Here is a 12,898-nt window from a genome sequence, read left to right on the forward strand (position 1 = left end):
CTTGATCGAGCACGATGCGACTGCGGCCGCTCAGCAGATGTACGACGAGAACACCCTCGGAGCCTCAGTCGTCAGCAATTCATAGAGCAGCTTGAGTACGACTACGACCAGCTCAATGGTGACGGCGGCTCCTTCGACGGCTGCCTTGCGTGTGACCGCCGAGCCTAGTATTACAGTCGCAGTTATGGGGGCTGGTGGCCACGTCGTCGGTAGTGGCAGCGCCGGGCTCGGGCTTGATGGGCCCGGCGCCAGGACGAGCGGTGCAGGACGTGGCTGGGGTCGGATATCTGGTTCCAGACGAGCTGGTTGATCAGGTGTCGGATTTCGGGAACGGTGAGCGGGATCAGACGGCCGGGGCCGGTGTGGATGGTGGGACCGTTTTCATGGTCCTCTTTTTCGTCCGGCCGGCCTGGGTAGTCGGGTGGCGTGATCGTTCCTGGGCGGCGGTGACGGTCAGGAAGGCGTGAGCGAGCATGGACAGGGTGATGTGCCGGTACCAGCCGCTGTACTGGCGGACCTGGTAATGATCCAGTCCCGTCTGGCCTTTCGCCGTCTGGAAGGTCTCCTCGATGGCCCAGCGAATCCCGGCGACCCGGGCCAGTTCCTCCCGTGTGGTGGACTCGGGGGCATAGCACAGGTAGTAGGCCAGGTCTGTGGGGTCCTCGATACTGCGGCGGGCCAGCAGCCAGTACACCGAATCCGGGTGCTGCGGGCCGCGAACCCGAACGCGGATCCGGGATCGTTCCCGATGATCACGCGCTGTTTCACCGCGACCGCCAGAACATAGCTGTAGCCGAGTTCTTCGCAGCGCACCCGCAACCGGTAGTGCTGCCCGTAGACCTCATCTGCCGTGACCCAGCCCGCGCTCACCCCCGCCCGAATCCCGGCGGCGTGCGCACGCTCCAGCATGACAATGGCCAGCTCGGGCTTGGTCGCGAACTCGACATCCTGCCCGATTCCCGCCCCGGCACAACGATCCCGGTCCTCGAACCAGCCCGCAGGCACATACAGCTCACGGTCCAGGAACGTGCGACCGGCCGGGCCCGCATACGCCAGGAACACCCCGATCTGGCAGTTCTCGATCCGCCCGGCCGTGCCCGAGTACTGCCGGGACACCCCCGCCGAACGCGTGCCCTTCTTCAGGAACCCGGTCTCATCCAGAACCAGGACCCCGCCCGGATCACCAATATTCGCCATCACGTAGTCACGCACATCATCGCGCACCAGGTCCGGGTCCCAGCCCGCGGTGGACAGCAGCCGCTGCATCCCGTCCGGCCGGGCATGCCCGGCTTGTTCCGACAGCGTCCAGGAGTTCTTGCGCTCGGTCGAGGACAGCAGCCCCCGCACATACTCCACAGCACAAGCCCGAGGCTCCGACCTGGCAAAACGCGCCCCGATCAGATCCCCGAGCCCGTCCAGACCCCCGGCCCACTCCTCCACCCGCGCCACGCACAGATCATCCCCCACCACGCATGATCACCACACGAAAAGCCGAGATCAGCACAGAAACACTCAAGAGTGCACCACAAGTGCGACTGTAGTATTAAAAGCACCTATGTCAAGAACGGTGCTTCCTACACCGGCATCGGCGACGCCGCCGACGGATCCGTGCGGACCAAGTCCACGACGATCAAGAACCCCGGAGACCGTCACCCGCAGAGGGTTGAAGCACTGCCTGCTGATCTGCTCAGGCCGGACTGTTTCCGCCTGTTCGCTGTCGTTCGGCCCGGCGCTGCAGACCGTTTAGACCGGTCCGCTCACCCCGGCGGGTGCGGTGAAACCTGAACGAACAGTTGAGATTGATGAGGTCGAAGATGATTCCGCGCCATCATCAACGCGAAAGAGAAAGCTCGGAGACGAGTTTTGGCGTCAACAGCTGCTGGAGGCCGGATTCGATGAAGGGTGCCAGGGTTTGCGCGTAGGTGGCGGTGAGGTGGTAGGCGTCGCGGTAGATCAAGACATCGCCGGTCACGGCGGGACACTGCCGGGCGGTGCAGATGTGGTCGGTGAGGTCTAGCGACGGGACCTTGCTGAGCTTTGAGGCCGCCTGCAGCACGCCGGCGTTGCGGGTGGCGCGGTCGCGGGGTGTGGAGCAGGTTGCTAGATGGCCCAGGTGCAGACTGACGCAGTCGGCCGGGTTATTCTGCACCGTCGGGGTCTCCTGCAGGGTGATGACGGAGATGTGCGCCCGTCGCAGCTGGGTCAACCGGCTGGCGGCGCCCCGGATCATCTCGTTCTGATTGGCTTTTCCGTGTAGCGGGGTGCCGTCTCGAGCCGTGACGTAGAGGTCCAGGTCGCTGGTCACCACCAAGGCCGGCGGGCTGTCGAGCAGCCGCCGCAGCACGGACTGATTCCAGGCCAGGCAACTGTCGGCCTGCTGGGCCGTGACCGCGCGCCGGGCATCGGTGAAGGGACAGCTGGCCTTGGTCATCGACGTCAGGTGCCAGTGGCGTTCGCGGGCCACTTCCTGCAGAGCAGGAAGCCACTGGGCCATGCGGGAGTCGCCCACAGCCACGACCGAGGGCCCCTTTCTCGCGGCGCGGTAGTCGTACTCGCACGGATGCACCGTGGCCTCGGTGAGGCCGGTCTGGCAGTCTCGGGCGTAAAGGTCGGGCAGGTCCTGCAGGGCATTCGCGGGTGAGGGGGCCAAGGTGCTGGCCGATTTCTGTACCTCGACCGGTCGTCCAGCCCCGACCGGGTTGACCGGGGCGCCGAGGGACGGTGCCTGGGTCAGGGCGATACCGGCTGCACCGGATACCAGCATGAGGCTCAGGCCAAGGGCGATGCTCACCCGTGCGGTTGAGACTATTCGCAACCGGCGCAGCGGGTTTTCGAGAAGGTACGAGGTGAGGAACGCCAGGGCAATACTGATCGGCACGATGGCCAGGCCGTCCCGGGTGCTCAGGGGAGCATCACGTGAGGCCAGGACGACCAGGGGCCAGTGCCACAGGTACAGCGGGTAGGAGATGTCTCCCACCCAGGTCAGGGGCCGCCGGGCGAGGATGAACGCCGAGGCGCCGAAGCTGACCAGGAGCATGGACGCCACGATCACCAGAATGGTCTGCGGCCCCGGCCATTTTGTGTCGGGCGTGACGAGAACCAGGGTCAGGCAGAGCAGCCCGAGTCCGATCCAGCCCAGTCCGGCCGAGGCCCGGCCGCTGCGTGGCTGCCCGGGGGGCACGGCTGCGCACAGCGCGCCGGCTGCCAGTTCCCAGACACGATGCTGGGTGGTGAAGTAGGACTGGCTTCCCGTCGAGGTCAGGGCCAGAGCCAGTGATCCGAGCAGTACCACGGCGATCCCGGTCACGATGACGGCGGCCCGGCTGCGCAGTTTCAGCAGGACCAGCAGCAGGAGTGGCCAGAACAGATAGAACTGCTCCTCGACCGACAGCGACCAGAAGTGCTGCAACGGGCCGGGAGCCATGCCCTGGTGCAGGTAGTCGACCGCCTGCCCGGCCAGCCGCCAGTTGAGCACGTACCCGGCCGCCGCGACGGCATCCAGACCGACCGTCCGCCACTGCGAGGCCGGCAGCAGGGCCCAGGTCAGTGCGCAGGTGGCCACCAGCACCAGCGATCCCGCGGGCAGTAGCCGCCGGGCTCGCCGGGCCCAGAACGACAGCAACGAGATCCGGCCCGTCTGCTCGTGCTCACGCAGCAGCAGACCCGTGATGAGGAAGCCGGAGATGACGAAAAAGACGTCCACGCCGATAAATCCGGAATCCGGACCGAGACCGGTGTGATAGAGCAGCACCAGAAGCACGGCCACGCCGCGCAGTCCCTGAATGTGCGGGCGATGCAAACTCTCCCGCCGGATCGGGCGAATGCTTGCTCGGGCAGGGTACGGGGCGGTCGGGGCTGGCAACAGAAGATCCTTGGGTCGGCGGTGGCGGTGCTCTTACCGTCGTCGGTGAACCGGCCCCGGCACATCAGCCCCCGATCGCATCTTCTTCGGCTCGCCACTGCAACTGGGGTCGTACAACGGCCCGGGAAAGATCGGTTCGCGGGTGGACACGTCGGCACCGGCCGGTAGGCCACGCTGATGGATAGGCGCAAGTCCCTCCACCAGATCTCGCGAGGACAGCCTGACGAGTTACGTACAGCCCGAACCGACGCGGAAAACAACCCGGAACATCGTGATCGCAGTGATGTCCTGGTTCTGCTGGCCGGCGTCTTCCTGGGGGTGAGTGTGCTCTGGCAGTCCCAGCTCGGCGCGAGCAAGGCGTCCGCGGCGGACTGCCGGAAGGCCCAGAAGCTGATCGACGACTCCCAGGACGTGCCCATCAAGAAGGCGGAGCGGGAGGCCTGTCACGTGACGTACGGCGCGGAATGGGAAACCCTCGAGGAGGGGTACCTCCAGAACTCGGTCGCCCAGGACGTCGAGGTTCATTACAAAAGGGCCGCCGGAGGCACATTCCCCCTGACCCAGAAAGAGTTCGACGACGTGGTCGACGGGGCGAACTCATAATGAGACACCGAGCTGAAGATGCCGGTCAACGTCCAGGTGAGCGCCAAGTGAGCACCGGCAGAGTGTTTTCCGCGGTCCAGGTGGTCAAGACCTACGGTTTCGGGGAAACCTCGGTGCGGGCCCTCGGCCAGGTCTCGGTCGGCTTCGAAAGCGGCCGGTTCACGGCCATCAAGGGCCCCTCGGGTTCGGGCAAGTCCACGCTCATGCACTGCCTGGCCGGACTGGACACGATCACCAGCGGCCAGATCTGGGTGGGCGGGACCGAACTGAGCACTCTGTCAGACCGTGACCTGACCCGGCCGCGCCGCGACCGGATTGGGTTCATCTTCCAGGCCTTCAACCTCGTTCCCCATCTGAGCGCGCTTAAGAACATCACGCTGCCGCTGGCCCTGACCGGCCGCCCGCACGGCCCGGGGCTGATGGATCACCTGGTGGGGGTCCCGGGGATCGGTGGACGTCTGTCGCACGGGTCGGCAGAGCTGTCCGGCGGTCAGCAGCAGCGCGTGGCCATCGTCCGAGGGCTGATCTCCCGGCCCGCAGTTGTCTTCGCCGACGAGCCCACCGGCAATCTGGACTCGCGCTCCAGTGACGAAGTCCTGAGCCTGCTGCAGAGCCTGACCATGGATCGGGGCCAGACCACGGTGATGGTCACACACGACGGCGCCACCGCGGCCTGCGCCCACCGGGCGGTGCTGCTGAGCGACAACCGGGTCGTGAACGACATCCCGGCCCCGTCCGTAGCCTCCGTCGTCGCGGCGATGGCGGGCCTGCGAGGTGCGTCATCGCCGCGCTGAACCTCACCGTCCTGGGGACCCAGGTCGCCGGGATGCGCCGCCGGCCCAGCCGCATCGCCCTGACCGGACTGGCCGTCATCGCCGCCTCGCTGATGGTCCTCTGCGCCGTCTTGGCCCAGTGGGTCACCACGGAGATCTTCTTCAGCTCCGTCCCAATCGCGGCCTCCGTCGTCGTCAGCGGCGCACCGGGTACCGTGCTTGAGCCGAAGACCCTGGCGACGATCCAGGGCCTGCCCTCGGCGGAATCGGCCGTGGGGCGGATCGAGGTCACGCTCGGGTGCCCGCCCACGGCAACCGCGAGCTCGTCCTCGCCTCGGACGCGGGCCAGGGCGACCTGGCCGAGTACCTGGTCACCTCTGGCACGTTCCCGAGTCACTCCGGCGAGATTGCGGTGAGCCGCGCCATGGCGAGGGACTGGGACCTCTGCCTCGGATCCACCTGCCCTCGGCCTGGTCGGGCTCGCCCTACTCGTCTCCCTGGTCGGGGTCACCACCACGATGTCCCTGACGGTCGTGGAGCGTACCCGGGAGTTCGGCTTACTGCGGGCCCTGATCTGTAACGCTCGGGGCTGCGGCGCCTGATCGGGCTGGAGTCCTCGCTGTACGAAGCGGTCGGTGCCGTGCTGGGCATCGCGATCGGGGTGCCCCACGCCTGGATGGCCTTCCGGACGCTCAATCTCGGCACCGGGCTGAGCGTCTCCGGGATTCGGCTCCTGCAGGTCGCGCTCCTGCTGATCCTGGTCACCCTGCTGGCCGGGCTGCTTCCCGCGCGCCGGGCGATCCGGCTCAGCCCGATGATGGCGCTGGGATCCGGCGCGGCATGAAGCCCTGACCCGTCACAGCCTTCCCGGCGGCCGTGCGACGCGAGTGGGCGGCCGTGGGATTCTGGCGGGCGCTGAGCCTGGATCTGGTGATCGCCCCCGGCTTCGGGGCGTTCGTGGTGAACGACGAGATCCACGGCGTCCGCGACCTGCTGACCGGACTGCTGATGGCGATCACCCTGGCCGGCCGGCGCTCTCGCCGACCGGGTGATCGGGACGATCCAGGCCTGTCCGTGGCCTATCTGTTCCTGGCCGGCGGCACCTTCCGGGTCGCCGACCTGGCGGTGATCGTGGCCAAGGCGGGGACCGTCGTCCTGGATCGCCGCCCGTCCGCGGTCTATCCGTCCGGAACGGCGACTCTGGCCTGGACCCTCACGGTGCAGATCGCCAGCAACGGTCTCCCGGCCGCGCCGAAGGATCTGGCCGGGCCGGGCAGCGTGGCCGCGGTCTGGCTCATGGCCTACGTGCTGCGGACACGATTCCTGATCATCGAGATGCTGAAGGCGCGGGCGGTTAAGGCCGAGCGCGAACGCGAATATCTATACCGGATCGCCCTGGCCGACCAGCGTTCGGCGATCGCCCGGGAACTGCACGACGTGGTCGCCCACAGCTCGGCCGTCATGGTCATCCAGGCCGACGGCGCCGGTTACGTCTTGCCCGCACAGGCCGAGCAGGCCCGGGCCGCCCTGAAGACGATCTCCAGTGTCGGACGAGAGGCCCTGGGAGACATGCACAACATTGTCGACGTCCTGCGCGGCGACACCGATGGGCTGGGGGACTCCTGGTGGCAGGAGAGTGGCTACCGTCGCGTCAGCCTTGACTCGCTCGAGGACATGGCCGAACGGGCCCGGGCCTGGCGGTCGACATCTCGGTCGAGAGGTCGCCGCATGAGGTCTCGCCCGGTGAGGAACTCACGATCATCCGGATCGTGCAGGAGAGCCTGACGCACACGCTGCGGACGCCGGCGCCTCGGCCCGGGTCTGGGTGCGGCTGGGCTTCTCCCAGGGCCGGGCCGTGCTCGAGGACGAAGGCCGCGGCACCCGGATGACCGCCGGCACCTCGTTGGAAAGGTACGGATCCGGATTGCTCGGCATGCAGGAACGAGTGAACACCCACGCGGGCGAACTGGCCGTCGGGCCGCGACCCGGCGGGGCTGGACGGCCCGCGCCGTCCTCGCACTGAAGGCGGCGCAGTGACCGTCAGGGTCGTCGTCGTTGACGACCAGGCCCTGATCAGTGGCGGTTTCGCCATGCTGATCCAGGCCCAGGACAACCTGAGCGTGGTCGGCAAGGCCGGCGACGGGGCCGAGGCCCTGCGGTTGCTGAGCCGGGTGAGGGCCGACGTGGTCGTCATGGACATCCGCATGCCGGGGATGGACGGTGTGACGGCCAAACGAATCTTTTGCGAAAGTGCTGATTCCCCCGAGGTCTTGGTGCTGAACACCTTTCGACACCAATGAGGACGCCTTGGCCGCCCTGCAGGCCGGGCCAGCGAATTCATGCTAAAAACCGTTCCGCCCGAGGAACTCTTGTCGTCCATCCGGGTAGTCGCCCTGCGGGTGACCCGGCTGCTGCTGGACCGTTTCGCCCGGCATCTGGCCCCGGACAGGCGCATCGACGACCGGCTGGCCGATCTGACCCAGCGCGAGCGGGAGATGCTGCGCCTGGTCGGTCAGGGCCTGAGCAACACCGAGATCGCCGAGGAACTGGTCATTGCCGAGGCCCCGGTCAAGACCCATCTGGGCCGGGTCCTGGCCAAACTCGCTCTGCGCGAACGTGTTCACGCCGTGGTCCTGGCCCACGAGATCGGCCTGGCCAGCCCCGGGGGGCGCTCCGTGACGCGGGCTTGGAGTGCGACTGCGGTATGACATCGGCAGCAAGCGATCATACCCGGATCGGATGACCGGACGTGGCCAGGTTCATAGGTTGGTTCACGTTGCCCAACCACAGTTCTTGCCACAGAAGAGGCTCTCGTGAAAATTGTCAGCCAGGCATCGGCTCGGGCCCGGACTCCCCGGCTGATCACCGGCACGGCCCTGGCCGTCTGCGCCGGACTGTCCCTGTCCGGGATGATGGCTTCGGGCATCACCCCGGCCAGGGCCTCGACGAGGGCCGTTCAGGCCGTCACCCCCGCCACGACCGAGGCCGTCCAGCCCTTCACCGTGCACCTGCTCACTGGTGAGCGACTGCGGGTGAGCGGCACCCCGGGGCAGCCGGTGATCGCGGCCGAGAAGTCGGTCCGTGGCGGTGCACCGCAGATCATCACCTACACCTCCGGCCCGGACACCTACGCCGTACCCACCTCGGCCCTGCCATACCTAGGGCGCTATCTCGACCTGAGCCTGTTCGACGTGGCCCAGGCACAGGGCTCTTCCGGCCGGGTTCCGGTGCGGCTGGCCTATCACGGTGCCAGGCCGTCGATCCCGGGACTGACGCTGACGTCTGCCGCGTCGGGTCACGCGAGCGGATACCTCACCCGGACGTCCTCGTTCGCCTTCGGCAGGGCCCTTACCGCCGCCTGGAAGAGCGACAGCGGGACGGGGACGACCGTTCGGGGCGATGCCCTCTTCGCCGGGATCTCGCGGATCGAGTCTGCGGCCCCCGCCGGCGCGCAGCTGGCCCCCAGTTATCCGATGGTGACGCTGAAGGTCAAGGTGACCAACGTCAAGGGCAAGCCCATGCCCAGCGGGCTGGTCGCTATCGCCAGCGTCGACAAAGGCCGAAAAACCACGATCACCGCGATGGTGGACGACGGAGTGGCCCGGATCAGCATTCCGAAGGGCAACTACAGCGCCGCGATCTGGGACTCGCAGTTCAACTCCCGCACCCAGAAGAGCACGATGCAACTGGACACGGTCAGCGACTACTCGATCAACCGAACAATGCAGACACTGAAACTGGATCTGCGCCGGGCCACCTCGGGCCGGACCACGGTCTCCGTTCCCCGTCCGGTGGCTCCGGCCTCACCAGACATGAACTGGCAGGTGCTGGCCGACGGCGGATCCACGGCGCTGGAGACCGGTCCGCTGAATCTGATGGACGGCGACGCCCTCGACATCCGGTGGAGGCCCACCGAGCCGCCAGTCCACGGCAAGCAGCAGCTCATCCTGAACTGGCAGCTGAAGAACCCCGCGGGCCAGCCGAACTACCGGTACACGGTGGCCGCTCTGGAGGACCACGCCGTGCGCGATCCGTCTTACGTGTTCACCGACGCCGACCTGCACACCGTCACCTCCACCTACGTCCAGGACCGGTGGACCAAGCAGTCGCGGCTGCTTCGCCTGCCCTCCTTCGCGCTGTCCCGCTCGGGCGGCGGTGCGCTGGAACCGACGACCCCCAAGGGCACCCGGCAGGTGGAGTACGCCGGGGCGTACGGAGGGGAGGTCGAATGGTTCGAAACCGCCATGCAGACCGGCAAGGCACCCGAGGCAATCTGGGCGGATTCCCAGAACCACACCCTGCCGGCCGGGGCCTCCTCCGAACAGGTCTGGTTCCGGGGGCCACTGACGCCGGGGATCCCCGACTACCATCCGACGAAGAGCATCAGTGGGATCACCCCCTTCTGCTCCTTCTGCCGAGCCGGACGACGCATGGCGCTCGTCCTCAATACGGGCCTGGACGCGGCCGGTAACCTGAACGAGAACTACCAGAACCCCGGCAGCTCGCAGCTGTACCGCAACGGCAAGCTGATTGCCTCAGGGAAGGACCGGCAGCTCCTGCTGGCCGCGGTCTCCCCGGGCCGGGCCACGTACCGGGCGGTATTCGACGTGGACCGCTCGATGGAAAGCGCCAAGCTCGCGAGTCACTCGCGCAGCGTGTACACGTTCGCCTCGAAGAAGGCCACGACCGGCCGGATTCCCTCCGGATTCGTCTGTCTGATCGGCAAAAAGTCGGAATGTCAGACGCTTCCGGTACTCCAGGCGCACCTGGACCTGCCGCTCGACGACCACAACGAACTGCCGATCGGGCACTCGCCGATCAGCCTGCACCTGGCCCAGGTTCAGAACGCGCCGGCATCACCGATCATCACGGCCGGGCTGAAGATCCGACCGGCCGGAAGCACCCGGTGGACGACGGTCGCGCTCGCCTCTCAGGGCGACGGAACCTTCACCGGCGTCGTGGACACCGGCAAGGCCGGCTCCACCGTCGACATCCAGCTCACCGGCAGCGACCGCGCCGGCAGCACGGTGAGCCAGACCATCACGAACGCCTACGCGATCAGGGCCGCCCGATGAGCCCGCGCCACCACCGGAAAGAGCTGAGAATTATGCGGTCACGACGATCGGTAGTCTCCGGTCTGGTCCTCGCCCTCGCGGCCTTTGCCCTCGCCGTCCCCCCGGCCACCGCGAACCCCGTCGCCGGCGCGACGGTGTCCCACGACACCTGCGGCGAGGCACCGGCCGGCCACATGCGCTGCTTCTCCACCTGGACCCCGGGCGAGAGCATGCAGGAGTTCGGCGCCAGCGCGGTCAAGCGGCCCAAGGGCATCAGCGCCGCCGACATTCGTTCGGCCTACAAGCTTCCCGCGTCGGGCGACAAGGGCAAGGGGATGACGGTGGCCGTTGTCGACGCCTACACCAACCCCCACGCCGAGAAGAACCTGAAGGTCTACCGCAAGGTCATGGGCCTGAAGCCCTGCACCACGAAGAACCACTGCTTCCGCACGGTGAACGGCTCCGGCGGCACGAAGATGCCCGAGGCGGACGCGAGCTGGGGCGTGGAGATCAACCTGGACGTGCAGGCCGTCTCCGCAGCCTGCCCGAACTGCAACATCCTGCTGGTGGCGGCCAAGAGCTCCGACGAGAAACACCTGGGCCAGGCGGTCCGTACCGCCGCCCGGCTGGGCGCCGACGTGATCTCGAACAGCTACGGGCGGGACGAGAACGGCAGCATGGGCAAGCTCGGCCGGACGTACTTCGAGCACCCCGGTATACCCATGGTGGTCTCGACCGGGGACGCCGGATTCCGGGCCGCCTCGTTCCCGGCCGTGCTCGGGACCAGCATCGCCGTTGGCGGCACCACCCTGAAGCACACCGCCGCCGGTAAATGGCGGGAGCGGGCCTGGGAGAACAGCGGGAGCGGCTGCTCGGCCTGGATCGCGAAACCGGCTTGGCAGAAAGACAAGCACTGCGGCATGCGGACCACGGCCGACCTCTCGGCCCTCGCGGACAACTTCGCCGTCTACGACACCTTCGGCCTGGGCGAAGAAAACGGCTGGCTCACGGTCGGGGGAACCAGCCTGTCCGCGCCCTTGGTCGCCGGAATGATCGCTCTGGCCGGGCATCCCGAGAAGGTCACTCCGGCCTCGGTGACCAGGAACCACGCTCTCCTGAGGGACATCACCAGCGGCCCCGCGAACGGCGACTGTGGGGACGACTACCTCTGCCAGGCCGCGACCGGTTACGACGCGCCAACCGGATGGGGATCCCCGCGCGGGCTCAAGGTGTTCTCCTGACGTCAGCTTCCCTGGTGGGGGATCTCCTCATCGGGCAGGCTCCGCCCGGCCGCTCCGGGCGCCGGTGTGTCAGCCTCGCCGCGGGCAACCGCGCAGCGGCTCGGGGCTTGCTCACCGGTGGCTGGTGTGGCTCCAGCGATCCCGTCGTGATGGTCATCGGCGCCCGGCCGCATATTGGCACAGCTGCCCACGCCGCGGAACCTCCGGACAGCTCCAAGCGGCAGTGTGTCAGCGCTGCGCTCTCAGCCGGATCCACCGCCCCGGTTTGAGTCGCTGAGTCCGGTGGTTTCCGGGTCAGGCCCTTTCGGGGAGTGGATAGAGGTTGCCGGTCAGGTGATGGCCCAGGGGGTGGCCCAGGTGGCGTTGGCCTGGAACGATCCCGAGGGCAGGTGGGCCAGGGCGCCAGCCTTGGCCTCGGCGTTGACCTGTTCGTGGTTCGCGTGCTGGCGGTGGTGTGCATCGGCCTGGAGCATCTCGAAGTCGCCGGTCACGAACACTGCGCGATGGCGCCAGAGATTGAACGGTTCTTGTTGTTCACTTTCCCCGGTAACGATTTTCGCCGATGGCGGGTTCTTGCGGCGGACGCGTCGCACGATCAGGCGGCCTTCGGCCCGCAGGGCCTTGCGTTTGCCTTTGAACGCGGTGAAAGGCATCTGAGCGACCTCGGCGTCGGAGACGAGTTCCCCGGTTTCCTCATCGACGAACGTGCGCGGGTGGTGGATCGCAGTCCAGGTCCCGCCCGCGGCGTCGTAGGCGGCGATCGCGCTGGTCACGGCTGGGTTGGCCCGGTGGGCAAAGACACCAGCGTTTTCGCCCGGCGAGCCGCGGCGCAGATCTCGGTGGTGAAGAACTTCGCATCGCCGTGTAGGACCAGAACGCCGGTGCAGCCGACCGCCCGCGCGGTGGCCAGAGCTTGTTCCACGAGCGATGTCGCTGCGCGCACGTCGGCGGCGTTGGTCTTGCGCATCCGGATCGCGGCCAGGACCGGACGCGACACAGGCGTGCTGATCGTCGCGATCAAAGGGTGCAGGGTCTTCTGGCCTTTCAGACGGCCGTTGACCGCGCCTTGTTTCTGCTATCCGTAGACCTGCCGGTGCATGGAATCGATATCCAGGAAAGCGATCACGTCGGCGTCCGGGAGCAGATCACGGGCGCCGGTGACCAACGCGGCCAGCACAAGCCGCAGGATCGCATGCGGTTGTTTTTGACGTGTCCGTGGGTGAACGAGCGCAGCAACGTCCCGCACGTGGACACAGCACGGCCACCGGTGAAGACCTTACCCATCGCGCCGTGACTCAGCCGGGCCAGGTCATCGAAACTATCTGCCCCGCAGATAATCCCCGCGATGATGGTGAGGACCGTCGC

At 67.4% G+C, this 12,898-nt stretch carries 11 protein-coding genes and 2 pseudogenes; 9 read left to right on the forward strand and 4 right to left on the reverse strand.

The window, feature by feature from the left end:
- Nucleotides 1-343 precede the first annotated feature (343 nt).
- Nucleotides 344-1,440 (reverse strand): annotated as a pseudogene (locus LR393_RS26795) (IS701 family transposase).
- Nucleotides 1,441-1,831: 391 nt separating this feature from the next.
- A complete protein-coding gene (locus LR393_RS26800; protein ID WP_331282993.1) occupies nucleotides 1,832-3,862 on the reverse strand; it encodes an acyltransferase family protein in 2,031 nt (676 codons plus the stop codon).
- Nucleotides 3,863-4,039: 177 nt separating this feature from the next.
- Here LR393_RS26800 and LR393_RS26805 point away from each other — a divergent pair, with 177 nt between their 5' ends.
- The 8 genes and pseudogenes from LR393_RS26805 to LR393_RS26845 all read left to right on the forward strand — a co-directional run bounded on the left by LR393_RS26805 (nucleotide 4,040) and on the right by LR393_RS26845 (nucleotide 11,533).
- Nucleotides 4,040-4,465, forward strand: a complete 426-nt coding sequence (locus LR393_RS26805; RefSeq protein ID WP_231487591.1) for a hypothetical protein — start codon at nucleotides 4,040-4,042, stop codon at nucleotides 4,463-4,465.
- Nucleotides 4,466-4,512: 47 nt separating this feature from the next.
- Complete coding sequence (locus LR393_RS26810; protein WP_231487594.1) at nucleotides 4,513-5,259, forward strand: ABC transporter ATP-binding protein; 747 nt, start codon at nucleotides 4,513-4,515, stop codon at nucleotides 5,257-5,259.
- Between the two features lie 32 nt (nucleotides 5,260-5,291).
- A complete protein-coding gene (locus LR393_RS26815) occupies nucleotides 5,292-5,654 on the forward strand; it encodes a hypothetical protein (RefSeq protein WP_231487595.1) in 363 nt (120 codons plus the stop codon).
- A gap of 185 nt (nucleotides 5,655-5,839) precedes the next feature.
- Nucleotides 5,840-6,082 (forward strand): FtsX-like permease family protein, encoded by a 243-nt coding sequence (locus tag LR393_RS26820; protein ID WP_331282996.1) that lies wholly within the window; start codon nucleotides 5,840-5,842, stop codon nucleotides 6,080-6,082.
- A gap of 32 nt (nucleotides 6,083-6,114) precedes the next feature.
- On the forward strand, nucleotides 6,115-7,023 hold the full coding sequence (locus tag LR393_RS36695) for a sensor histidine kinase (protein ID WP_231487603.1): 909 nt from the start codon (nucleotides 6,115-6,117) through the stop codon (nucleotides 7,021-7,023).
- A gap of 248 nt (nucleotides 7,024-7,271) precedes the next feature.
- Nucleotides 7,272-7,946: pseudogene (locus LR393_RS37230) on the forward strand (response regulator).
- 105 nt (nucleotides 7,947-8,051) lie between these two features.
- Nucleotides 8,052-10,313 carry a hypothetical protein gene (locus LR393_RS26840; protein WP_231487610.1) on the forward strand — a complete coding sequence of 754 codons (2,262 nt, stop codon included), beginning with the start codon at nucleotides 8,052-8,054 and terminating at the stop codon, nucleotides 10,311-10,313.
- Nucleotides 10,310-11,533 (forward strand): S53 family peptidase, encoded by a 1,224-nt coding sequence (locus LR393_RS26845; RefSeq protein WP_231487614.1) that lies wholly within the window; start codon nucleotides 10,310-10,312, stop codon nucleotides 11,531-11,533. Before LR393_RS26840 ends, LR393_RS26845 begins: the two co-directional genes overlap by 4 nt.
- Nucleotides 11,534-11,862: 329 nt before the next feature.
- On the opposite strand, the gene LR393_RS26850 is transcribed toward LR393_RS26845, so the two are convergent.
- Both LR393_RS26850 and LR393_RS26855 read right to left on the reverse strand, forming a co-directional pair.
- On the reverse strand, nucleotides 11,863-12,306 hold the full coding sequence (locus LR393_RS26850; protein WP_231487617.1) for a hypothetical protein: 444 nt from the start codon (nucleotides 12,304-12,306) through the stop codon (nucleotides 11,863-11,865).
- Nucleotides 12,303-12,554, reverse strand: coding sequence for a hypothetical protein (locus LR393_RS26855; protein ID WP_231487618.1), 252 nt, complete (start codon nucleotides 12,552-12,554; stop codon nucleotides 12,303-12,305). Before LR393_RS26855 ends, LR393_RS26850 begins: the two co-directional genes overlap by 4 nt.
- Nucleotides 12,555-12,557: 3 nt before the next feature.
- Between LR393_RS26855 and LR393_RS26860 the strand changes: the two genes are divergently transcribed.
- Entirely contained in the window at nucleotides 12,558-12,827 is a 270-nt protein-coding gene (locus LR393_RS26860) for a hypothetical protein (RefSeq protein WP_231487619.1), read from the forward strand.
- The last annotated feature ends 71 nt before the right edge of the window (nucleotides 12,828-12,898 follow it).

Origin of the sequence: Kineosporia mesophila, from assembly GCF_021129235.1 — a bacterium.
GTDB lineage: Bacteria > Actinomycetota > Actinomycetes > Actinomycetales > Kineosporiaceae > Kineosporia > Kineosporia mesophila.